At 37.1% G+C, this 23826-nt stretch carries 20 protein-coding genes and 1 pseudogene; 8 read left to right on the forward strand and 13 right to left on the reverse strand.

Features of this window, described 5'->3' with window-relative positions:
- Positions 1-259: 259 nt before the first annotated feature.
- The 7 genes from BUB56_RS08120 to BUB56_RS08150 all read left to right on the forward strand — a co-directional run bounded on the left by BUB56_RS08120 (position 260) and on the right by BUB56_RS08150 (position 9326).
- On the forward strand, positions 260-1678 hold the full coding sequence (locus BUB56_RS08120) for a response regulator transcription factor (RefSeq protein WP_110940825.1): 1419 nt from the start codon (positions 260-262) through the stop codon (positions 1676-1678).
- Between the two features lie 199 nt (positions 1679-1877).
- Positions 1878-2291, forward strand: coding sequence for a LemA family protein (locus BUB56_RS08125; protein WP_110940826.1), 414 nt, complete (start codon positions 1878-1880; stop codon positions 2289-2291).
- The gene (locus BUB56_RS08130) at positions 2288-7312 is read left to right on the forward strand and encodes a GLUG motif-containing protein (RefSeq protein ID WP_110940827.1); all 5025 of its coding nucleotides are present in this window, start codon (positions 2288-2290) and stop codon (positions 7310-7312) included. Before BUB56_RS08125 ends, BUB56_RS08130 begins: the two co-directional genes overlap by 4 nt.
- A gap of 444 nt (positions 7313-7756) precedes the next feature.
- Positions 7757-8164 carry a DUF2089 domain-containing protein gene (locus BUB56_RS08135; RefSeq protein WP_110940828.1) on the forward strand — a complete coding sequence of 136 codons (408 nt, stop codon included), beginning with the start codon at positions 7757-7759 and terminating at the stop codon, positions 8162-8164.
- A 21-nt stretch (positions 8165-8185) separates the two neighbouring features.
- Positions 8186-8626: an SHOCT-like domain-containing protein gene (locus BUB56_RS08140; RefSeq protein WP_110940829.1), complete on the forward strand. Its 441-nt coding sequence runs from the start codon at positions 8186-8188 to the stop codon at positions 8624-8626.
- Positions 8616-8945: a hypothetical protein gene (locus BUB56_RS08145; RefSeq protein WP_110940830.1), complete on the forward strand. Its 330-nt coding sequence runs from the start codon at positions 8616-8618 to the stop codon at positions 8943-8945. The genes BUB56_RS08140 and BUB56_RS08145 overlap by 11 nt, the downstream gene beginning before the upstream one ends.
- A gap of 15 nt (positions 8946-8960) precedes the next feature.
- Positions 8961-9326 (forward strand): phage holin family protein, encoded by a 366-nt coding sequence (locus BUB56_RS08150; RefSeq protein ID WP_110940831.1) that lies wholly within the window; start codon positions 8961-8963, stop codon positions 9324-9326.
- Between the two features lie 566 nt (positions 9327-9892).
- Here BUB56_RS08150 and BUB56_RS08155 read toward each other — a convergent pair.
- From BUB56_RS08155 to BUB56_RS08215, 13 genes are all read right to left on the reverse strand, one after another.
- Positions 9893-11011 carry a radical SAM protein gene (locus BUB56_RS08155; RefSeq protein WP_110940832.1) on the reverse strand — a complete coding sequence of 373 codons (1119 nt, stop codon included), beginning with the start codon at positions 11009-11011 and terminating at the stop codon, positions 9893-9895.
- 375 nt (positions 11012-11386) lie between these two features.
- The gene (locus BUB56_RS08160; RefSeq protein WP_110940833.1) at positions 11387-12250 is read right to left on the reverse strand and encodes an SDR family oxidoreductase; all 864 of its coding nucleotides are present in this window, start codon (positions 12248-12250) and stop codon (positions 11387-11389) included.
- On the reverse strand, positions 12247-12675 hold the full coding sequence (locus tag BUB56_RS08165) for a MarR family winged helix-turn-helix transcriptional regulator (protein WP_110940834.1): 429 nt from the start codon (positions 12673-12675) through the stop codon (positions 12247-12249). The genes BUB56_RS08160 and BUB56_RS08165 overlap by 4 nt, the downstream gene beginning before the upstream one ends.
- Before the next feature lie 426 nt (positions 12676-13101).
- Positions 13102-14103 carry a 3-dehydro-L-gulonate 2-dehydrogenase gene (gene yiaK, locus BUB56_RS08170; RefSeq protein WP_110940835.1) on the reverse strand — a complete coding sequence of 334 codons (1002 nt, stop codon included), beginning with the start codon at positions 14101-14103 and terminating at the stop codon, positions 13102-13104.
- Between the two features lie 15 nt (positions 14104-14118).
- Complete coding sequence (locus BUB56_RS20370; protein WP_110940888.1) at positions 14119-14325, reverse strand: transposase; 207 nt, start codon at positions 14323-14325, stop codon at positions 14119-14121.
- A 24-nt stretch (positions 14326-14349) separates the two neighbouring features.
- Positions 14350-15963 carry a mannitol dehydrogenase family protein gene (locus BUB56_RS08180; RefSeq protein WP_110940836.1) on the reverse strand — a complete coding sequence of 538 codons (1614 nt, stop codon included), beginning with the start codon at positions 15961-15963 and terminating at the stop codon, positions 14350-14352.
- Positions 15964-16104: 141 nt separating this feature from the next.
- Positions 16105-17175: a mannonate dehydratase gene (gene uxuA / locus BUB56_RS08185; protein WP_110940837.1), complete on the reverse strand. Its 1071-nt coding sequence runs from the start codon at positions 17173-17175 to the stop codon at positions 16105-16107.
- Positions 17176-17319: 144 nt separating this feature from the next.
- Positions 17320-17790, reverse strand: a complete 471-nt coding sequence (locus BUB56_RS08190; protein ID WP_110940838.1) for a YcxB family protein — start codon at positions 17788-17790, stop codon at positions 17320-17322.
- A 6-nt stretch (positions 17791-17796) separates the two neighbouring features.
- Complete coding sequence (locus BUB56_RS08195; protein WP_110940839.1) at positions 17797-19089, reverse strand: TRAP transporter large permease; 1293 nt, start codon at positions 19087-19089, stop codon at positions 17797-17799.
- Entirely contained in the window at positions 19079-19612 is a 534-nt protein-coding gene (locus tag BUB56_RS08200) for a TRAP transporter small permease (RefSeq protein WP_110940840.1), read from the reverse strand. The genes BUB56_RS08195 and BUB56_RS08200 overlap by 11 nt, the downstream gene beginning before the upstream one ends.
- Positions 19613-19696: 84 nt before the next feature.
- Positions 19697-20737, reverse strand: a complete 1041-nt coding sequence (locus BUB56_RS08205; RefSeq protein WP_110940841.1) for a TRAP transporter substrate-binding protein — start codon at positions 20735-20737, stop codon at positions 19697-19699.
- A gap of 378 nt (positions 20738-21115) precedes the next feature.
- Complete coding sequence (locus BUB56_RS08210; RefSeq protein WP_110940842.1) at positions 21116-21805, reverse strand: GntR family transcriptional regulator; 690 nt, start codon at positions 21803-21805, stop codon at positions 21116-21118.
- A 91-nt stretch (positions 21806-21896) separates the two neighbouring features.
- Positions 21897-23090, reverse strand: a complete 1194-nt coding sequence (locus tag BUB56_RS08215; protein ID WP_110940843.1) for an MFS transporter — start codon at positions 23088-23090, stop codon at positions 21897-21899.
- 192 nt (positions 23091-23282) lie between these two features.
- Between BUB56_RS08215 and BUB56_RS20485 the strand changes: the two are divergent.
- Positions 23283-23480 (forward strand): annotated as a pseudogene (locus BUB56_RS20485) (IS91 family transposase); the annotation flags it as partial.
- Between the last annotated feature and the right edge of the window lie 346 nt (positions 23481-23826).

A 23826-nucleotide genomic window follows, 5' to 3' on the forward strand; every position in this document is an offset into this window, starting at 1 on the left:
ATGGGATATACTAATCATATCAGACGCCTCCTAGGGTATTGGTTTGTCATAGGATTAGTATTCCTAGGATTTAGGTGTCTGATTTTGTTATTTTATGGAATTGTTTTTAAATCACTACATCACTTGTAAAGTGGTGGAGGATTATTGTAGTGGACTAATATCACTAGATTACATATGCAAAAATAGACTCTTATGCTAAAATGATATATAATACTTAGCTCTTTAAAATCAAAGTTCTGAGAAAGGAGCACATTAAAGTATGAGTATATCAATCATGAAATTTGATTTAAATCAGAGAACATTGTCCTCTTTGTGTTTTTGCCTGTTCTCCTGCTGGTTATTATCAGTTCCTTTTGAAGGACAGGTACTATATACCCTTATGGAAAACTCAAAAATCCATGGGATCACACATAATATATTAGCTGTATTTGCAAACTTTGCGGGCTTATTTACAAGTGGTTTTTTTATTAAAGAACAAATTGCAGCAAAAATGACCATGATTACATCAACTGTTGTATGTATCGCTGGAAGCTTTATTTTTTATCTCCCATTTTCTAGGCTGTGGTATATTTCCATTTTTTTTGTGGCGTTTTTTTCTGGACTTTTTGTAGCTAGTTGGGGATTTTATCTTAAAAACTATTCACCAGCAGGGGAACGGCTTAGAACTATAGCAGATGTGCTGATTTGTTCCAATGTCCTAATGATATTCATCAATGTAATGGCTGTTAATGTATCGGGTCTGGCTGCTCTTACATTATCAATTGGAGCTCTTCTCAGCTCGCTTCTTTTATCATTCAGGTTAGAAGCCAAGACTGACGTGAGGTTATCTAAGAAAGCTTTAGAGGCTTTGCCTGACAATATTCCAAGCATTTTAAATCCACTCCTGTTTTTGTGCTTGTTCATTTTAATTATTACGATAAATTCCGGACTCATGTATCAAGTTGTGAATCCTGCCTTTGAACATCTTTCGCTGCTAACAAGCTATTATTGGGCAGTACCCTATATTCTTGCTCTTCTGCTTCTCAGAAATTTACCTTCTAAAATTAATAAAGCCTATGTATTATATATTGCACTGACAATGATTGGACTTTCATTCATCTTATTTATGGGGCTTAACAGATCGGTTTTAAGCTACCTATTAATAAATACACTGATGATGGGAGCCTTTGGTGTATGTGATTTATTTTGGTGGAGTATTCTAGGTAGTTTTTTTGATTATTGGAAGAATCCTGTTCAGATATTTGGAATAGGACTATCCATGAATGTATTAGGGATACTTATTGGAGGGATCGCAGGCAGTAACATAGTTACCTTTGAACGAGGTTATTTTAAAGCTTCTATTATAGCATTGGTGATTATTTTTATAATAATTATACTATTACCTATATTGAATAATAAGCTTAGCCGGCTGTTAAAAAATCATGTCTTTTTAGTTGAATTTGCCAGCATGATAGAAAGTGAGAGGAAAAGAATTATAGATGATTTTAAAGTATATAAACAGCTTACAGAAAGAGAAACTCAAATTGTGGAACTTTTATTGCGAGGGTATACCTATAAGGCTGTATCGGAAAGCTTGGTTATTAGTGAAAATACAATGAAATATCATGTGAAAAACATATATCAAAAGTTGAATATTAACAGTAAAATGGAGTTGATTAAAATTTTTGCTGAAAACTAAAATGGTATAAAGAAAAACCTGGGATAATTGTCCTGGGTTTTTCTAGTTTTTGTTTCTAAATTAGGCCCTACCCTTTTTGTGTGGGGTTATTTATAGCTAAAACTACCCCTTTTATGTGTTATCTCATGATTCTAAAACAGATATATTTTGATTATGAAGATTATCTGATAAATGGAAAATCACACAAGGGAGGAATTCCATGCCGCATTTAATAGTGGGAATTTTACTGTCAATAATCATCGTTATTTCAGGATGGCTTATATACTTTTACAACAGTATTACAAATAAGAAATCGAGGATTGAGATCGAGGGGGAACAATTAAATATGCTTCTGAATAATAGAGCCGAGTTAATCAGGTTAATTAAGATTAGCGAGCACTATAAATATCTTAGTTCAGATGAGGATTTTGTCAAACTGAAGCAACGATTTGCAAGACTTGAGGAAAAACTGGAAGAGTCCATTCAACTTTATAATAATGCAGTTACTATATACAATAAGTTTATTTTAACATTTCCTAACAATACGGCAGCAGTGATCATTGGTATAAAAGAGCTGCCTTATTTTAATGATGAGCTAAAAACATCCATAATTTATGAAGGAGGGAGAATATGAAAAAAGCAGCTGTAAGAAAAAGTATTATTTTCATCCTTGTTTTTGTCATGCTGATATCCATGACTTCTGGTGTAGGATTGGCGCAAAGCAATGACATTGACAATCACTGGGCTGGGGAGATTATTCAAAAATGGATAGAGCAAAGGCTTGCCACTGGATATCCTGATAATAGCTTTAAGCCTAATAATCCCATAACCAGGGCAGAATTTATGGTTCTTGCCAACAAGGCCTTTGGGTTTACAGCAGAAACCTCTGCCCAGTATAGTGATGTAAAGAACACAGACTGGTTTTCAGAAGATGTAAAGAAAGCAGCAGCAGCAGGATATATAGGAGGATACCCTGATGGTTCAATAAAACCTAAAAACCCCATCAGCCGCCAGGAGGCTGCTGTCATGGTAGCTAACATTATGAACCTGACAGAGGATTCAAAGGAAGCAGATCAATTGACCGATTCAGAAAAGATACCAGATTGGAGTAAAGGTCAAGTGGGTGCAGTAGTAGGAAAAGGATATATGTCAGGTTATCCTGATGGAAGCTTCAAGGCAGGCATACCTATTACAAGAGCAGAAGCTATTGTGACACTGAACAAAGCAATGATGGAAAAGTTTAATGTTTTACAGGATATACTTATAATCGATAAGAGTGGGGTTTATGGTAATTTAATGGACACAGAAGTCATCGATAAAGATGTAATGATTAAAGCGGAGGGTGTTACCCTGCAAAACATGATAATTAAAAGAAGTCTTATCATAGGAGAAGAAGTTGGTGATGGTGAAGTATATCTGAAAAATGTTGAGGTTGAAGGAGATACCTTTATCCGTGGAGGCGGAGCTGACAGTGTAGAAATTGATGGAGGTAAATATAAAAGAATTATTATTCAAAAGGTAAAGGGTGGTATACGTATTATAGCCATTGGTGCTAAAGGTACAGATGTTATTATAGAACCTGAAACTGAAGATAATAAAGTAATATTAAAGGGTTCTTTTGAAAATGTTACTGTAAGGGCTAAAGGAGTTAGCATTACTACTCAAGGCGAAACAACAATAGGCAGATTGACCATAGATAAGAAGGCTGAAGGTACAGTAATTACAACTTCTAGAGAAACAATTGTTGAAGAAGCAGTGATTCATATGAAGGCAAAGTTTAATAATGAAGGCAGAATAAAGAAAGCAACTGGGGATGTGGCAAGAGATTCAAGCTATGATACAAACCTGCCTGAGAACCTCATACCAACCTCTGGCGGCGGTGGTGGTGGCGGCGGTGGGTCAACAGTGCAACAGGTTGCCACACCTGCAGCTAACCCAGGAGCTGGAGCTGTAGCAGGGGGCACAGAAATTACTTTAACTACCACTACAGCCGGTGCATCCATTTATTATTCATTGGATGGCAGTACCCCCACTGCTTCCAGTACTCTGTATGAAGGTGCAATAACCATAACAGAGTCAGTTACAATAAAGGCAATTGCCGTTAAGGCTGGAATGACAAACAGTAATGTACTGACTGCTGTTTATACAATAGTTCCTGAAACACTATCTGATTTTGCTGGTGGGTCAGGAACTGAGGCTGATCCGTACAAAGTAGCTACAGCAGGGCAATTGGATAAAGTGAGGAACTATTTAGATAAGCATTTTATACAGGTGGCAGATATAGACTTAGGGGTTGCTCCATGGAATGAGGGAGAAGGATGGCAGCCCATAAGTGATTTTAGCAACAGATTCACAGGTACTTATGATGGGAATGGATTTACAATCAGTAATCTAACTATAAATCGCTCTGAAATGTACCAGGCTCTATTTGGATACTTAGCACCTGAGGGAATTGTTAGGAATATTGGACTAGACAATGTGAATATAACAGGAAACTCATTTGTGGCCGCCCTAGTATCGTTTAATGAAGGGAGCATCCTTAATTGCTATTCTGAAGGAAGCGTTAGTGCCAATAATAACATGGGCGGCTTAGTAGGTCAAAGCAATGGCGAAATCGCCGGCTGCTATACAGAAGGATTAGTAAAGGGATTAGATAATAATTACAATAACTACTATTTTGGTGGTCTTGTAGGAAGAACGAATGGAGCAATCATAGAAAACTGCTACTCTACGGCAGAAGTACAGGGAGATAGAAATGTAGGAGGACTTGTAGGATTGCATTTTAGTAGTACCGTCAAAAATTGTTATGCTATGGGATCTGTTACAGGGAGTAGTGAATTAGGTGGCTTAATTGGAAATAATAACACAGGAGTAATTACAAATAGTTTTTATAATTACGAGACCACAGGTCAATGGGGAGACGGAACCTACAAAACAACAGAAGAAATGATGGCACAGGGTACATATGAAGACTGGGAATTTGGTTCGACCTGGGGACTAAACCCAGAAGTAAATAATGGATATCCTTTTCTGATGTGGCAGGGCTATGAGCATGTACCTGAGTTTGCAGGGGGTTCAGGGACTCTGGGGGACCCTTATGAAATTGCAACAGTGGAGCATCTAAACAATGTGCGCAAATATCTTGATAAGCATTATAGACAAATAGAAGACATAGACCTGAATGATTATGTGAGTGAAAATGGCGCAGGGTATCATGGTGGGAATGGCTGGAAGCCCATTGGAAATTATAACAACCCATTTACAGGAAGCTTTGATGGTAATAGCAAAACCATTTCAAATCTGACAATAAATCGACCGGATTTCAATCTATATGAACGGTATACGGGATTGTTTGGATTAACAGGTGAGGAAGCTGTTCTAGAGAACATAACTTTAAACACAGCTCAAGCTTTTGGTAATGACTATACAGGGGCTTTAGTTGGCAATAACAATGGTTTAATAGAGAACTGTGCTGCATTAAATGTGGAAGTTACTGGTTCCATGTATATCGGCGGCTTAGCAGGAATCAGCACAGGCATAATAGATAACTGCTTTTCTAGTGGTATAGTAATGGGAAGAGGATCTAGAATAGGGGGCTTAGTAGGAGATAATAGTAAGAGTCTCACAAGTTCAGCAGAGATCAAAAATAGCTTTAGCACAGCAACAGTGAAGAACATAGAAGGAGAAACCGATGTTTATAATGTGGGCGGCTTAGTGGGGTACAATAGTGGAGGAACCATTTTTAACTGCTATGCCACAGGCAATGTGTCAGGTCATGAGGAAATAGGCGGACTGGTAGGAGAAAATTGGAGCGGAGTAATAGAGCAGTGTTATGCCACAGGAAATGTAACCGGTTCACCTGATGGAAGTTCTAGTAGTTATTATGTTGGGGGCTTGGTAGGAGAAAGTGGGTATAACTCTGAAATTATTAGATCATATGCTACAGGAGCTGTATTAGGGCAGCGGAATGTAGGAGGCTTAGTAGGATCCTTAAGCAGTGGAGGTGGCATAGAAGACAGCTACTCTTTAGGGCAAGTATCCGGAGTAGAGCATGTGGGAGGCCTGGTAGGAAGAGCATCTGGCAGCATTGTAAACACCTATGCAAAAGGGGCAGTATCAGGATCTAGTTATTTAGGAGGTCTTGCTGGCTATCTTGATGATTGGGGAAGTGTTATAAGCAGTTACTATGATAAAGATACAACAGGCAAAACAGATACAGAAAAAGGTGTACCAAAATCGTCAGAAGAGATGAAAGAGAATACAACATTTGTTGACTGGGAATTTGACAGTATTTGGGGAATCAATCCAGATGAAAATGATGGATATCCGTTCTTAAGATGGCAGGGTTATACTCATGTACCTCCCATATTACCAACCATAGCCAGTATTAGTGCCGTAGGAAACGTAGAAGTGGACTATGGTACAAGTGAGGCAGATGCAAAGGCAGCACTGGCAGGAACAACAACCATAACAGATAGTGATGGAGGAAGTCATACAGTAAGCTTAAGCTGGAGTATTGAAGACTACGATGGCAATACAGCCGGAGACTATACAGCCACAGGAAGCTTCAGCTTACCATCAGGAGTAGGGCAAACCGATCCAGCAACACTGCTGGAGGTAACAGCAACCGTAACTGTGAAGGAAGAGGTTGTATTGAGTCCCATAGGTGATATGCTTCATGCAGCTTCAGGACCTGATTTTGTTGGAGTAATTTATACAAATTCAGGAACAATTTATTATAGTGAAAATAAAAATGGAGTTTGGAGTAGTGAAGAAGAAGTTGGGAGTGGTACAGATGGAAGAATAGCTATTGATTCATCAGGGAATGCCCATATTGTCTATACAACATCTGGAAAAATAGGATATAAGGTGTTTGATGGAAGTTCATGGATTGAAGAGGTATTCATAGAAAGTAATGATGAAGGTGCATGTTCTAAACCTGACATTGCAGTAGACACTGATGGGTATGCACATATTACTTATACAGATACGAAGGGTTATAACTATGGACTTTGGGATTATGAAGATATCATGTATGCTAACAATACAAGCGGAAGTTTTAATAAAGAAGTAATTGCTTATGGATACAGAGATAATTCAACAACTCCTTGGTTTATTTTTAGGTACTTAAAGGGTTCATTCATTACTGTTAATTCAAATGGAGAATATATGATCACTTACCATGAGTACCAGCAATATAGAGATTCAGGAATGCCAGCAGTAACATCTCATTATTATGGGGTAAACGCTAAGTCAGGCACTGCCAATGGTGACAGTACAACCTATTCAGCTACGGCTAATGATACGGTTGATCTATTTGATTTAGCGGCATACGGAAATACAATAGTCGTTCTATATAATCAATCTGGATTCAAAACATCAGTATTAAGTGAAAGTGGAGGTGCAATCAGCTTTGCAGATACTGTTAACCTGTCAGGTTCGTCGGTTTGCTCTATTGCAACTGATGGCATAGATATTGTGGTAGGCGGAAAATCCTCATCAAATCTAGAAATCCATTATAATGGAGCATCCCAGGTATATAATGATGTAGTGGTAAAAGGGTCAGTGGTAGCAATAGTGAATCTTGGCGGAACATTCTATTCAGTATATACAGATAATGGCGACAGTAATATAAAGATGAGAGCAGTAGATTAACTATATGTTTGTAAACTCAACGTGTTAAAAAACTTATAAACGGTTTGTGAGATCATTTTTGGTGATCAAGCAGACCGTTTTTAATTGTTTCCTCGGATTTTTAGGGTAAAGTAAGATCCTCATAGCATTCAGGATCACATGTACTTCGTACAAGTAAGTCTTCTTTTAAAATCTTTTATAAGGAAGACTTTTTTCTTGTCAGGGTGCAGCTGTCATCCTGAGGTACGAAGGGTCTTACGTTTTTTTTCTGTTTATTCTCTCCTGTTTATTTCATAATCTACTCATTCAATCTACTCGATCTACCACGATTATGTTTATTAATTAAATTATATTAAAAATATTAATTAAAACATTAAAAATATTAATATTAATATTGACAATATTAATATTAAGGAGTATTATTTGATTAGATAAGGAAGATATTGTTTATAAGAAGGTGATAAAGTGAACTATAAAGCTCCGGGTCAATGCCCTATCTGCGGAGATGAGCTGAAAATTACAAGTCTAGGTTGTTCAACCTGTAAAACCAAATTGGAAGGACACTTTACCGGCTGTAAATTCTGCAGGCTTCCCGATGAACAGCTTGAATTCATCGAGGTTTTTATAAAATGCCGCGGCAATATTAAAGATGTTGAGAAAGAACTGGGTATCTCTTACCCCACTGTACGGAATCGACTTGAAGGTGTAATACAGGCTCTTGGATACAGCATTGATAAAACGGGAGACTATACAGAAGAACGTAAGAACTCCCAAATTACAAGTGAAAAAAGACAGTTAATACTTAATGCGTTGGAAAATGGAGAATTAAGCCCCCAGGAAGCGGCTCAGCAGCTTCGTAAATTAGGAAAATAAATAATATGGAGGATGGTTGTTATGGAAAATGAAAAACTAAAAATACTGGAAATGATTCAGGAAGGTAAAATTTCCTCAGGAGAAGGCCTAGAGCTACTTAACGCTCTTCAGGAGGCGGATAAACCTGAGAAAACTTTATCATTAAGTAAAACAAGTGCAAACATGAAAGAGCGTTTCTTAAGAGTGAGGGTAACAGGGGATGGGGCTCATGTTAAAAAAGTAGATGTAAACATACCATTAAGTCTTCTAAAGGTTGCCTCAAAGTTTGTGAATATGGGCATAGGGATGGTTCCAAAGGAAGCAAAGGAACAAATGGAACAAAAAGGAATAGACATTTCAAAAATAGATTTTGATGAAATGGTACAGCTGATCGATCAGGGACTGTCCGATGGAAAGCTGGTGGATGTTGATGTAACTGACCCTGAACAGGGAAGAATTCAGGTGGAAGTTTATGTTGACTAAGTCAGCCTTAAGTAAAATAATGCTGATTAAAATCAAACATGGAAGAAAAATGAAGCTTACTATTCCTGTAGCCTTTATAGTCTTTGATGAAATGCTTGAAATAGCTGAAGATTGGCTGTGGGTTTTTGAAAGGTTGCACCCGGACTGGAACAAAAAATTACTGAAATGGAAATCGGATTACGTTCCGCTGAATAATTTTTCTCTAAGAGAGGCCTTTGAACTCATTCAGGAGCTATTCTATGAACTGCGTAAGCATAGAAGCTTTAAGCTGGTAGAGGTAGATACAAAAGAAATATATGTTGCAGTGGAATTTTTATAGGCGGGTGAAAAGAACATGGAAAGACAACTATGGAGGCTGTTAGCCAGTATTTTAAGCTTATATTTATTGTCCAATATATTTCTATTTATTGAAGCTGACGGCATCACCTCTATTATTATTTTTAGTATCATATTATGGGTAATAAATTTACTTCTGAGACCGCTGCTGCTTCTTATAGTACTTCCATTTAACATAATTACCCTAGGCTTTTTCAGTTTAATTGTAAATACCTGGATTGTAATACTGGCAGATAAGTTTATAAAAGGTATAACTATTCCTAATTTTGGGATAGCATTTCTGCTGGCTGTATTAATAAAGGCGTTTAACAGTGTTTTTAAAGGATTCAGAGATAATAAAAAGTCTGGTATTTACAAAAGCTGACATCCTGTTGTCATGTTTTATGAGGTATTCTAATCTTAGCAATACAATATCAAGGAGTGAAAAGATAAATGGATGAACTGAAAAAGGCACCGAATTTAGGCAAAATATCAGATGACAAGCTGAGAAGAGTAGGGATAACTAATATACTGAAACTTCGCATATAAAAATAGCTCTATGATCCTTGATATATTAATCATATCAGACGCCTCCTAGGATGTTGGTTTGTCATAAAATTAGTATACCTAGGATCCAAGGTGTCTGATTTTGTTATTTTATGGAATCATCTTAGTTTGTAAAAAAGACTCAGGCACCTATAGGGTGATAAGGCAATAGATACTTTAGAAACAGAAAAATAACCCTGCACAGTAAGTAGTCATAGGAGCACTGTGTAGGGTTCATTCTCTTTTAGCATATCTTTCGTGGAATTCAGGCCATCTTATCTTATGCTTTATCTTTGAGGACTCAAAGGCATCGCAAAACTGCTGGTACTATTCATTTAAAATTCTGTCACCGTCCAATTCTTCACCATCTTTTGCAATAAGAACTAGAGCAAGCAAGGACCGTCCCTAATTGCCCACTGGTTTATAACCGTCAGGCAATTCTTCCTCACTTAAAAATTTGAATTTGTCATCACGCAGAATTGGTAAAAATACTTCGTATGGAATCCTAGAAAACTCACAGGCATAATTACTGGCTCCGAACCACATACCTGCTTTGCTGCTTAAATTTAAACCCCTAGCAAATTTTGTATAGTTTGAGCAATCATGAACTGCTAAATCCCAGTTTTCTTCATCGGCTTTTTTCATGAATTTCAGAGTTAATTCCCTACTCCAAATCGGAGATATATAGCCGTGTCTGGAAATATACATGTTTTCCCCATAATAATTGTCTATGTTATTCTCATTTAAATGTAATTCTGCACAATTGATAAAATCGAGTTTTGTTTCTAAGATCGCTTGCTTTTTCTTAAAAAATGCTTGGAAAAACTCAGGAGTCATTGGAGTTTCAACACCTACATTTTCAATATATTTTTTCGCTATTCCAATATTTTCAATAACTTTGTCTGAACACTTAGAAGCACCTAAGTTGAAACGTATCTCGCTAAGACCGGCTTCACCTAATGCTTTCAATGTCTCTTCCGTAGCTAAAGTACCATTTGTGTATAGATGTTGATGAATCCCCGCATCACTAAACTTCCTTATAACCGAATAGTATTTTTCAATTTCCATGAATGGCTCTAAATAAACATAGGAAATGCCAGAGGGTTTCTGGTGGATGGAAAGAAGTAAATCAATATCTTTCTCATAAAATTTAGTGCCCCCAATTTCCCACATATCTTCGCCAATTGGAGGAATATCTTCTAGTTGTCCATAATTATAACAGAACTTACACTCTAAGTTACATTTATTCGTTTTCCTAACCGCACTCAAACCAGTGCCCAACAGACAAGAACGACATCCTTTTGGGAATTTGCTTTCATTTCCCACAAAAAAAGTTCTATTCTCCAACGTTTTCAAGCTTCTAATTTTCGATATTAACGTATCATTTCTATGATCGATCGCTGCCTCAATTTGTGCAAAGGTAGAGTAAATGATTTCTTCATGTTTTGTATTAATTTCCTCTTCCTCAGGCATTAGAGCAAACAATTCAAACCATATCAACGCATCTTTCTTTGAAATTTTCATAGCTTATCCTCCTAATTAATCCTTCTGAAGACTCAACTCAAATCTTTTTGCAATGCTTTTTAATGAAAGTACCGTCTCCATTATGGGTCTGCCTTACTAAGCAAGCAGTCTCCAAATGAATGGTGTGTTCTTGTTAGCATATTGTAAATATATACGAAATTGCAGCAGCTGACCGCTTCTACATGCGGTATCACATTATACTCTTATACAATATAACAAATGAAAGTTATTGTGTAAACCTTTTAACAAAACCTATCCCCGGGGATAGACCACTCCCTCTATAAAGGACATCTTGATTCCTCCATTCTGAATAATAAATTTTATCTTATTGCACTCAATCAAAAGGATTGCCTTTGGACTGCTTAGCATCCTTAATTATTTTCTTGAAACAAAGCAGTCTATATTATCCCTTACAAAATTCTCAAATGTTTTAGGTTTTCTTCCCGTTAACTCAAATAAGGTATTTGTAACTTTTTTAGCTGTTCCCATTCTCGTCATAAAATAAAGAGCTACAGTCACATTAACATATTCCTTCTCTAGACCTCTGTTTTTAATGTAGTAACTTCTATATTTTAAATAACCAGGTTTTTTATAAGTGATTTTTCTTTTAGTTACCTTACTTAAAATTTCTGCTACTTCATAGTAATCTAGAGCTTCTGCTCCTGTAATAGTATGGGCAGTATTTATATACTTTTCAGGATCATGGAGTAAAGTTGCCACTGCCAATCCTATATCTGCTGCATCGATAAAGCTCGTTTTACTATTTCCTGCCGGAACAAAAATCTCATTTTTTTCTCTAATCTCTACTGAATGAATTCCTGAGATATTCTGCATAAAGAATCCTGGACGAATGTGTGCATAAGGAAGTCCTGTTTTCTCAATATACTTTTCAATCTTGTAATGAGGTGGAATAGTGTTATTTTCAACTCCCATTAAAGACAAGAACGAAACCAGTCTAATGTTATAAGCTTTCATTAAATCAATAAAAGGGTATAAATCTTCTGGTTTTCCTAGATGGGGTGGCCGCATTAAAAACACGCGATCAACTCCCTTTAGAGCTTCATTATATGTAGTTTTATCAGTAAAATCAAAGGTTACAGCATCAACTTGCTCTCCGAATAATTTCTTTAGCTTTTCAATATTTGTCCCTGCAGCAACTACCTTCTCTCCCTGATTTAGTAACTCCTTCACTACATAGCTGCCTACATTACCTGATGCTCCAGTTACCAATACTTTCATTGGCCTCTCTCCTCTTTTAATATCTCATTTGCCCGTATTATTAATTGAACAAATAGCTTAAAGTCCCCTTCTCCCATTTTTTCTTTAATAAGTGCCATGGCACTGAGGTACTCATCATATGTATTTTCAACTAATTTACGACCTTTTGGCGTTATGGAAACTGTGTAGCTTCTCCCATCAGTGGCAGACGCAGTTCTCATTAAGTAATCTTGTTTGATTAATGAGTTGACCATAGCTGTTACAGAAGGCTTTGAGATTTGAAAAAACTGACTAATCATCAATGGTGTCACAGCTTCTTGATGCTTTGATGTATAAATTAGCACTCCCATTTCACTGGGTCTAATTGGTAAATGTTTTTTGATATTCATTTGCAATCGGCAAAACATTGCCACTTCCTCTGTTGCGGTCATAATATACTCTTTCATTTGTATTTTTCACTCCATTAATTTAGTTAGTCTAACTAACTAAATTATAATGCTAACCTACCACTTTGTCAATAAAAGACAACCTAGCATTCAAGGAAGTTTCTTAATTTGTACTAATTGACCTCTCTTTTTTCTAAGCAGCTCTCTCAAGAGCTTGTTCACTTTCAGCTTCATAAACTTACCAAGCAAACAGTTATATTCATAAAATAATGCCTATGATAAAACTTGATCGGGTTACTCGGTAAACTCATCCCATTATATAGGCCAAGAGTTTGTCGTTCCTAAAAAAACTATTAGATTTTAAAAAGGCAAGCACATATTTACATTAAATATGATTGCTTACCTGTCTTTTTAGATTGATATGGCATCTCATTATTGCTCGTATCCTGTTAAAGGAACCGTCCCCTTTGCATACAATGGCTCCCTTTATAGCTTCAGCAATGTTTCCCACATTTCCTGGTTTACGGGAATTTTTTCTCTCATATTTTCTTCCCGTGCTTTGGCAGTCCTTTCTCCCGGGTAAAGGATATCGGTAACACCGCTCTTTTTTGCTGATGTCTTAATATACGCAGACATACTTTCAATATAGGCATCAGCATAATCCTCACCTGCATAAACTGTGGGATTAATGGCGATAAATACCTGGGAAATGCCTGCATCATTTTTGCTCATCCTCATATCGTAGGTAGATTTGCCCACGGATAGTGCCGCAACTACCATGTCAATGGCTATGGAAAGTCCAGATCCCTTCCAATAGCCTGCAGGAAGAACCTCACCGCCATCTAATATGGCATTGGGGTCGCTAGTCAAATTTCCATCTTTATCATAGCCTCCCGTAACCGGCAGCTTCTTTCCGGCAAGGGCGTAGGTTTGCAGCTTTCCAAAGGAAAACTGAGACTGAGCCATGTCCAATAGCACGTGCCCTCCACTACTTTCCGGAATAGATATAATCAAGGGATTGTTGCCAACACGCTTTTCCGTACCACCCCATGGCGGCATATTTGGGAATGTATTTGTCATGCAAATACCGATACACCCTGCATTGGCAGCCCTTAATCCATAGGTACCTCCACGAAGCCAGTGATTCGTGTTTTTAAGAGCAACACATCCTAAACCGTATTGTCCCGCTAATTCAACAGCCCTGTCCATGGCAATGCACGCATTTATTGGACCAAAGCCTAGCTGTCCGTCCCATTGTTCAAGGGCTCCGACGCTATTCAGCTTCACCGGGCGTCTATCAGGCTTAATCATACCTTCATCTATAGATTTTACAATAACAGGAAACCTATTTAAACCATGGGAATGTACTCCATCACGGCTGTTGTCTGCTATTATGGACGCTCCCATCTCCGCAGCTTCTGGTTCAAAGCCTCTGCTTATAAGCACTCTTTTAAGTTCACTTTTCAGCTCATCATAAGATACACGCACGAATAACCCTCCTATTTATTTTAATTGGAATTTTTTTAACAGTTCCAACGCTGCTCTAACCTTTTTATTTTCACGTTTAAGCTTTTTGATTTCATATTGAGAATTATAAAGTGCGCTTCCATGGCCTGGAAACGCACTTTCCCCATATTCATTATATTCACTTATCCAACGGTACAGGCTATTGTAATGAATAGATAATTCCTTTGCTTTAGTAGAAATGATAACTTGTTCTTAAGGATGATCTATTTAGTAAACATATTTTTTTAGTGTTTCTCTAACTGCACCCTTTTCCGATACCAATTCTGCAAAATATACTTCAACTCTTTCTCCCAGGCCTGCCTCATAAAGATTTACACCAAATATGGCTTCATTGGATAAGATAGGTTTAAGCTGGTCATGGAATGGCCCCTTATCTCCAAGAGCAATCGTTGTAACATAAGGTACTACCTCTCCGAGCAGCGGGTCTGGACTTAACTCCATTTTATCTCCATTATCATCGATACCCATCAGGTATCTGCACCATCCAGCTAACACGAGGGGAATGAGCTTTAGATCTGTAACATTTAAATCTTCTCTTGCTATATAAGCTTTTATAGTTTCTCCAAAACGAATTCCTAGCTTCTGCGAAGTATCTGTGGCAATTCTCTGGGGTGTATCCGGCATAAATGGATTTGGAATCCTTACTTGAAGGACTTCATCAATAAACTTCCTTGGATCAATAATTCCTGGGTCTACCACCACAGGCAAACCTTCTGTATACCCTATTTTCTCTACCAATGTCTTCAATTCAGGATCTTTCATTTCTTTTGATATCAGCCTATAGCCTAGCAGACAGCCGTATATAGCAAGTGCTGTATGAAGCGGATTAAGGCAAGTGCAAACTTTCATTTTTTCCACTTTATCGACGGTTTCTCTATCGGTAAAGATAACCCCGCCCTCTTCAAGATTAGGCCTTCCATTCGGGAATAGGTCCTCTATAACTAAGTACTCCGATTCTTCTGCATTCACGAAGGGTGCCACATAGGTATTTTTTGATGTAACAACATCCTCTACATCTTCAAAGCCCTCTTTTGCGAGCATCTCTCTTACGCTTGAATCGGGTCTTGGCGTAATCTTATCAATCATACTCCATGGGAAAGCCACAGATTTAGGATCGTTGATATAAGCTTCAAAGCCTTTATCTACAAGTCCATTCTCTACCCACTTTTGGGCAAAGTCATTTACCGCATGGAAAAGCTTTGTTCCATTATGGGACATATTATCCATACTCACTAGTGCAAGTGGTGTTTTTCCATTGATGTATCTTTCATATAAAAGAGAAGCTAGTTTACCGATATAACTTACCGGACTTTGAGGCCCATTATTAAAATCTTCAACTACCGCAGGGAAGTATTCTCCCTTGGCATCATTTAAACTATATCCCTTCTCTGTGATTGTAAAGCTTACCATTTGCAGACTTGGATTAACAAAAATATCTTTTAACCTATCCCAGTTTTCCTTATTCTGTGCATCTACAATCAAGGATTCTACAATACTGGCTACAACCGTCTTCTCTATGCTTCCGTCTGACTTTAGGGTAACAAGCACACTTAGGTTGTCGTGGGGCTTATTCATTTTTTCTATGATTTCATAGTCAAATCCTTCTGCTACAATGATCCCCTTATCACTCTTACCCTCATTTAAAATGTTTTGCTGTACATTTGCTATAAATGCTCTAAAAATATTGCCTGCACCAAAATGAATCCAGACAGGATTTGCCTTCGTATTTGCTTTGACTTGCTCAATATTAAATTTAGGCAACTTAAACTCTGCGTTTTGCCACACCTTCTCATCGGTTAAATCCTTTAAATTTAACTTCATTACTAGTTCACCTCTTTCTCTAGTTTCATTTTTCCATTAAATCCATAAGTAATATTCATACATATACTCCTACCAGACAGCCCTAAGATAGAGATGTCTGATAGGTTTTTATCGAATAGCTATAGATTGATATACTTTAGCTTATTTTTTAGCTGACTTCTCTATTGCTTCCCATAATCCATTTAGGTAGGTTGCACCTAAAGCTCTATCATATAGGCCATAACCAGGCATCGCCTTTTCGCCCCAAATCATCCTTCCATGGTCCGGTCTAATAGGTCCGGTCATACCGATATCATAAAATGCTTTCATAATTTCAAACATATCTAAAGAACCGTCAGAAGATAGATGGGCTGCCTCGTCAAACTTACCTGGTGCAAGATGGATGACGTTTCTTACATGACCAAAGTGAATTCTTCCCTTGAAGCTTCTTATCATATCTGGAATATCATTGTGAGGGCTTGAGCCTAAAGAACCTGTGCATAATGTAAGACCATTATTCATTACGGGAACTGCATCTAATATTCTTTGAATATTTTCCTTATTATTTACAATCCTTGGCAAGCCAAATACAGACCATGCCGGATCATCCATATGAATGGCCATCTTGATTCCATATTTTTCGCAGGTTGGCATAATGGCCTTTAAGAAATATACAAGATTTTGGAATAACTTTTCTTCATCTACTTCTTTATACATTTCAAATAGTTCTTTTACCCTTGCAAGTCTATCTGGTTCCCAACCAGGCAGAATAAATCCACCAGAATTGGCATCCATTTCTTCAAACATTTTAGCTGGATCAATCTTATCCACAAGTTCCTGATCATAAGAAAGGACTGTAGATCCATCAGGCCTTTCTTTCGCAAGGTCAGATCTTGTCCAGTCAAATACAGGCATGAAATTATAGCATACTAAATCGATCCCTTCTTTGCCAAGATTTTCAAGCGTTTCAATATAATTTGCAATATATTGTTCTCTTGTAGGAAGGCCAATTTTAATATCATCATGTATATTTACACTCTCAATACCACTCAATTCAAGTCCTTCTGCTTCTATTTCTTCCTTCATGGTTCTGATCGCTTCTCTACTCCATACCTCTCCGGGCTTTGTACCATAAAGCGTTGAAATAACACCTACACAGCCAGGGATCTGTCTTATTTGTCTTAAGGTTACGGTATCATATTTGCTTCCAAACCATCTTAATGTCATTTTCATTCCTGTAATCTCCTCCCTATTATGGCAAAACTATACTAGCATACTAATATATTTCCATGTTATTCTCCGTATGCTCTTGCATGATTCTTAGTTTTATAAACTATTTTTCTGGGAAGCTTCCATCATTAATTATCCTGCTTTTATTTATTTTTGAATCTTTGAAACTATATAGTCATAAAAGGCTTCTTTTTGTTTTCCTAACACCTTATTCGTTAGTACAAAACCATGTTTAGTCGTTGAATGTATAACAATCATAGTGGTTTTTTTAGATACGCCTTTTATCGTATTCCATTTTAAATCTGAATTTTGATTTCCAGCTTTTACATGAATGCCATGATCATCAAAACCTATCTCCATATCATGGGGAACCATCGCTACCTGTCTTTTTGCCCGCATATAGACGACTGCAGGTTGAATAACCGTAAATAAACAGATTGCCATTATGAAAATTATTTTCATAATGCTGTTTGCATCACCCCAAAACCTTGCACTTAACAGTAACATAGCAACAGTGAATATAATATTACATACCCCTACCATTGAACCATAAGTACCGTACATGGACAACTGCCAGAGATCAAAAGCTGTTATTCGATAAGGAAATCTATATTTCATATCCCTTTACCTAAATAGAGCCGGAAGCCATAGACTAAATCCCGGAATGAAGGTAATTAGTAAAAGCGTAATAATCATACATAGATAAAATGGCAATGTAGCTTTTACAACCCGCTCCATCGACACCTTACCAACTGCAGAACCAATAAACAGTACGGCACCAACAGGTGGTGTTAAAAGACCTATTCCACAGTTTAAGACAAGCATAATACCAAACTGAATAGGATCAATGCCAATTGAAGTTGCTATTGGCAGCAAGATTGGGGTAGCAATCAATATGATTGGAGCCATGTCCATAATACATCCAAGAATCAACAGGATAACGTTTAAAAGCAGTGCTAAAAGAATTGGATTATCCGTAAGACTGATAATTGCATTTGCTGCTAACTTAGGAACGCCTAAGCGGGTCAGACAAAATCCAAAAATACTGGATGTTGCAATCAGAATGAGTACAATAGAAAGTGTATCCACACAATTTTCAAGTACTTTCCAAACACCCTTCCAGTCAAGACCTTTATAAATAAATACACTGACAATCAAACTGTAAATAACCGCAATAGCTGCCGATTCTGTAGCTGTAAAAACACCCCCAACTACACCTACTACAACGATCAGAACCGCTGCCAGAGCCCAAAAGGAAACAGCAAACTGTTTTAACAAATCCATGATGCTGAATTTTTCACCCTTTGGATAGTTTCTCTTAACAGAAATGATATAGGAACCTATCATCAAAGATACTGCAAGTATTGCGGCCGGTACATAACCTGCAAGGAAAAGACTGCCTACCGAAATACCACCTGCAGTGGTCGCATAAATAACCATGTTATGACTTGGCGGAACCAAGAGTCCTTCGCAGGATGAAGTAATGGTAACTGCTGTTGAAAAGTCATCATCGTAGCCTTGGTCTACCATCATAGGGATTAGAATACTGCCAAGAGACGCTGTATCTGCAGCTGCAGAACCTGAAATACCTCCGAAGAAGTACGATGCAACGATATTAACCATCGCCATACCGCCCCGCATCCAGCCAACGCAGGCATTCGCCAGTGCAATCAGTTTTTCAGAGATCCCTCCGGAGCCCATAAGAACCCCCATTGTAATAAAGAAGGGTACTGCCATAAGGCTGAAAGAGCTAATCCCTTTTACCATCTGCTGAGCAATGGTTGTAAGCGGAAGGCCTTGGTATAAAAGAGAAAATAGAGATGCAAGTGCTACTGCATAAGCAATAGGAAATCTTAAAAATACCATGACGAAAAAACTACCAAGCAAAATCAATATTGCCATACTCTCAACACTCATGGTATACCTCCTCTTTTACAAAAATGCTTTTGATATGATTATATAGAATCTCAATTTCGAAAATCACCATGGCTATACCTGCTAGTGGCACCGGGAAGTACATCCAGAATCTAGAAACCGTCGGCATACTTACATAAGATCCCCTTGAACCAAGCAGCACTGCGTACTTCCAACCTACTGTTATCATCACCACAGCAAGTCCTAAAACAGCAACATCTGAAAGAATGTCCAAAGCCAGTATCACTTTTTTAGGCAAATATCTGTCAAATGCCGTCATACGAATATGTGCATTTCTTCTAATGGCTAAAGCCGCTGAAAGAACTGCCATATAGGCCATACAAGTTAAAACCACTTCCTCACTCCATGCCGGATCTGGAATAAATGAAATGTATCGACCAGCCACTGCCATAGTGGTAATGAGAATATCCACTATTAAAAGTAACTTACATAAGAAAAGAACAATCTTATAAGCTACATCATATGCCGGTTTAATCTTATCAATTGTATTAAAAATTTTGGGCATACCTTACCTCCTTAAAAATTTAGACACAGAGGATGTTGTCCTCCTCTGTGTCTATAGAAACGTCCCATTAATACAATATAAACCTTACTTCATGTCAACGATCTTTTGATAAAGCTCTTTGTTGTTTGCTGTAGCAGATTCAATAACAGCTTTTACTGCCTGCTGCCAAGGTGCCTTATCCGTAACATCTACAACATTAACGCCTTCTGCTTTTAACTGCTCTAGCACTTTATTTTCAGCGTCTTGTGAAATCTTTCTGTTAAATTCTGATGCATATTTACCAGCTTCCATAAGAATATTTTGCTGTTCTTCTGTAAGTTTATTCCAAGCTTCATCTGTAATAACTACTTGGATTGCACCAAGTGTATGACCATCAAGAATTAAGTTAGGTGCAACTTCTGGGAATGCATTTGATTTGTAGTTAGCAATAGGCTGTTCAGCAGCATCTACTACACCTGTTTGCAATGCAGAATAAAGTTCACCGAAGGAAACAACTGTAGGGGAAGCACCCAATCCTTGTACCATGCCTTGCATAACAGGGTCATTGGATACTCTTATTTTCAAACCTTTTAAATCTTCTATACTATTAAGTGGTTTAGCTGAGAAGAAATGACGGAAACCTTCTTCTCCATAGAATAACCCTCTAACACCGCTGCCCTTTTCATGTGGTTCTAGAAGGAATTCAGGAGCTAAATCAGATGTAGCAAAATTCCAAAAATGTTCACGGTTTACAAATGTATAAGGAATAGAAAGTAGTTTTGACTTTTCTCCGCCGTAGCTTGTAAGAGCAAATGCTGAGATACGGGACATATCAATTGTTCCACCGCCGCCAAGCATTGCGTCAAGCACATCATTTTCTGATCCTAAAACGCCGCTAGCCTGAATATCAATCTTAATCTTTCCCCCCGAAAGTTCTTCAACTTTCTCCTTAAATGCAGTACCTGTTTGACCAACAATCGTATCCAGCGGATTAACTTCTGCGTATACAAGAGTAATCTCTGGCTCTGCTGCTGGATCTTGTTTTGCCGGTGCTTCCGCTGGTGCTTTCGTGCCACAACCTGTCAATGCTGCAACAATTAACACTAGCACAAGACTTAATGACAATAACTTAAAACTTTTTTTCATTTTGCCCCCTCCTATTTTTTGTACTTGATATTTGCATTGTAGAAAGTTCCTAAAAAACCTTTTCCTTAGAACAATACCTATACCTAGGAAATTTCTACATAAATGCCAATTGCTTTTGCTTGCATTTGTTAACGTTTGCACTAGAATCTAAAAAAAAGCTCCTTCCTTCATGCTGCAAAATTCCACATTTATTGCAAACCACTTATTCTTTTAAGTACGTCATCCATACAATAATCTATTTGCTAAAATCTAACATAACTAAATAACTTTTATCCCACATCTTTATCTATAATATATACTACCATACTAGTGTTGCCAGAGTCAATTATGCCATAAATAAAATTTTTATAAATGAATTGGACGTAGATCGATAATTTTTTAATCCCCTTTAAAGTATTGAGGATACTTTTCTTTTAATTCTATTTGCTCAAACATCAGCTTTTTGATATGATTACTGATTACTTCCTGTCCCAATTGTTCATCACGATTTCTAATGCTCTCTAAAATCTGCATATGCTGTCCAATGACATTTTTCCAATTGACATCTGCAATAAAGGTAAGCATACGAACACGCTTGTATTCAGCATTAATTTGTTCTATAAAAGACCATGTTCTTGCTCTGTTGCATCCAATAAATATAGTTTTATGAAACTCTTCATCCATCTGGAGAAACTTGAAGAAGGCTTTCTGCTCTATTAGTTTTTTTTGTATATCGATATTCTCTTGAAGAACATCTAATAATTCCTCCGGAAACTTTTCTGTAGCAATCTTGAGTATAGTCTTCTCTAAACTCTCCCTAATAAATCTTGCATCTTCAACAATAGCTAAATCAATATAGGAAATATAGGTTCCTCTCTGAGGAAGAACGTAGAGTAAGCCTTCTTTGGCTAATTTAATAAAAGCTTCTCTGACCGGTGTTCTACTAACATTTAGAAGATCAGAAATCTCCTGTTCACTCACCCGATTTCCCGGAGCCATATTAAGGTTAATAATGTTTCTTTTGATGACTTCATATACATAATCACCAACTGACATCCCATCTTTTGGCTTTTCTATTTCTAAATTCATATATTCACTTCCTTTAGAGGAATTATTTTATTTATTATATATGACATTTTACCATACTACCATAGCACCTGTAAACAGTCACGTACATTGATCATTTTTTTGCCAACATGCTCTTTTTTCCTTGTCCGTTTAAAACCACGCATAGAATCATTAAAACAATAGCACCTACAATAGCACCCATACCCGCTAAAATACCAAAAGCATCCGATAATGCACCGGTTAGAATAGGCATGATAATAGCACCGATTCCTCCTAACATTAGTAAGACACCCATCGCCATAGGGTAAGACTTAAGGATATCCCCAACTGTAGAAATTGTTGTAGGATAAATTCCTGCCATAGAAAATCCTAATCCCATTATGGCAATGGTAATAATCTTTAAGTTATGTGTAGAAAGTAATAATAGATAAAAGCCAGCAGTTCCACAACTGGTTGCTAGCAGTAGTAATTTCTTCGATACTCTATCCCCCCAAAATGCACAGGTTAATCTACCAGCAAGAATAACTAACCACAATAAGGAAGCAAGCATTTGAGCATATTCTATAGTCATGATGTTTGAGTCAATAAAATATTTAACCATCCAACCATTAATAGTTGCTTCGGCACATAAATAAAAAAACATAATCCCGGCACTAATACAAAAACCTCTATCCTTCAAAAATTCATATGACACTTTCTCTTTCTCAATCTTTTTCGCAGTGTTATCTATTTTCATCCTTGAAAAAAGAAACATAGAAATAATAGCAAGAACAATAATTACACTGGCAGCTATTTTCCAGCCCAGGTCCCCAGAAATGTTTGAGGATAGAATAACTAAAAATGGAGAGGTTAAAGCACCAACCGCAAAAATACTATGCAAAATATTAAGTGCTGCTGGGCTGCTATTCGATACCTCATTTACAATAGTGTTATTAAAATTAGAAATACTACCACGACTTAATCCTGTAAATAAAAACCCTAAAACCAATAGGATTGGATTGCCTGTTGAAATCATGATTAGAAATCCCATAACAACAAAGCTGCATAAAAATATAATTGATTTTTTTCTGCCTAAATACAGAGGCAACACCCCTGCAATAAACCCAGAAATTAAGTTGCCTGCTTGGTGCGCAGAAATCAATCCTCCACTTACTGTATTGCTTAACCCATATTCAATACTCATTAAAGGGAGCAGTGAACCTAAAATCATAGCATATAATCCATTGACTGCAAAAACAAAAAAGCAACAATTCAAAATGTATTTTTGATCTTTGTTAAGCTGTGTGTAAAACGATTGATTTTTCATATTCAATAATTCTCCTATTTAAACTTAGATGATAATCCTAGTAAGTATAGCACATTCTAAAATAATTGCAAGCAAAACCATGAGGATTCGAGGGGAAAATGCCAAACACAATACAAATTCATACCACATTGATCTATCTTCATATGACCTCAAAAAGTCTGATGGGAATTAAGAGTTCTCTGGACACTTGTTTTTGTTAAAATTAGGCATTTTGGACTGCTTGCCAACCGTAACAAAAATACTAAGCTGACCCTTTGCAGGAAACTAACCTTGAGTTCAATGTACAAGCCCAAATTTGAAGGGCTATTAACCATTGAAGTTCTTTGTATTCTAGTTGGCAGGGATGTAAGGCTATGTCCCACATGTAGAAAAGGTAAACTGCTGCATTAAAATACAAAAATATAAAATCAAAATACAACTTTTGCACATAGTTGATCTACTATGAACATACCACTTTACAAGTTTGACTAAGCTACCTGATCTTTGTCAAGGAGGCTCTGCACAGCTTCTTTAACAGTTGAATAAATTTTGGCACTTTCGAAGTCAGCGCCCTAATTTTATTAGGATCGATGCTGCTAATATATACTCTGACCGATGAGAAGGTTTCAATATCTGCTGTATCTTGAAAATCGATCTATACTGCATTAAATATTGCAGCAATGTTTGATTCATTGAATTATGGGATATACTAATCATATCAGACGCCTCCTAGGGTATTGGTTTGTCATAGGATTAG

Source organism: Geosporobacter subterraneus DSM 17957 (assembly GCF_900142145.1).
GTDB classification, from domain to species: Bacteria; Bacillota; Clostridia; order Peptostreptococcales; family Thermotaleaceae; genus Geosporobacter; species Geosporobacter subterraneus.

Coding starts and splice junctions, on each gene's coding strand:
- BUB56_RS08200 (WP_110940840.1), bottom strand. CDS start 19,612: ATGCCCAAAATTTTTAATACAATTGATAAGATTAAACCGGCATATGAT.
- BUB56_RS08155 (WP_110940832.1), bottom strand. CDS start 11,011: ATGAAAATTTCAAAGAAAGATGCGTTGATATGGTTTGAATTGTTTGCT.
- BUB56_RS08145 (WP_110940830.1), top strand. CDS start 8,616: ATGTTGACTAAGTCAGCCTTAAGTAAAATAATGCTGATTAAAATCAAA.
- BUB56_RS08180 (WP_110940836.1), bottom strand. CDS start 15,963: ATGAAGTTAAATTTAAAGGATTTAACCGATGAGAAGGTGTGGCAAAAC.
- uxuA (WP_110940837.1), bottom strand. CDS start 17,175: ATGAAAATGACATTAAGATGGTTTGGAAGCAAATATGATACCGTAACC.
- BUB56_RS08160 (WP_110940833.1), bottom strand. CDS start 12,250: ATGAAAGTATTGGTAACTGGAGCATCAGGTAATGTAGGCAGCTATGTA.
- BUB56_RS08215 (WP_110940843.1), bottom strand. CDS start 23,090: ATGAAAAATCAATCGTTTTACACACAGCTTAACAAAGATCAAAAATAC.
- BUB56_RS08210 (WP_110940842.1), bottom strand. CDS start 21,805: ATGAATTTAGAAATAGAAAAGCCAAAAGATGGGATGTCAGTTGGTGAT.
- BUB56_RS08165 (WP_110940834.1), bottom strand. CDS start 12,675: ATGAAAGAGTATATTATGACCGCAACAGAGGAAGTGGCAATGTTTTGC.
- BUB56_RS08120 (WP_110940825.1), top strand. CDS start 260: ATGAGTATATCAATCATGAAATTTGATTTAAATCAGAGAACATTGTCC.
- BUB56_RS08195 (WP_110940839.1), bottom strand. CDS start 19,089: ATGAGTGTTGAGAGTATGGCAATATTGATTTTGCTTGGTAGTTTTTTC.
- BUB56_RS08140 (WP_110940829.1), top strand. CDS start 8,186: ATGGAAAATGAAAAACTAAAAATACTGGAAATGATTCAGGAAGGTAAA.
- BUB56_RS08130 (WP_110940827.1), top strand. CDS start 2,288: ATGAAAAAAGCAGCTGTAAGAAAAAGTATTATTTTCATCCTTGTTTTT.
- BUB56_RS08205 (WP_110940841.1), bottom strand. CDS start 20,737: ATGAAAAAAAGTTTTAAGTTATTGTCATTAAGTCTTGTGCTAGTGTTA.
- BUB56_RS08190 (WP_110940838.1), bottom strand. CDS start 17,790: ATGAAATATAGATTTCCTTATCGAATAACAGCTTTTGATCTCTGGCAG.
- BUB56_RS08125 (WP_110940826.1), top strand. CDS start 1,878: ATGCCGCATTTAATAGTGGGAATTTTACTGTCAATAATCATCGTTATT.
- BUB56_RS08150 (WP_110940831.1), top strand. CDS start 8,961: ATGGAAAGACAACTATGGAGGCTGTTAGCCAGTATTTTAAGCTTATAT.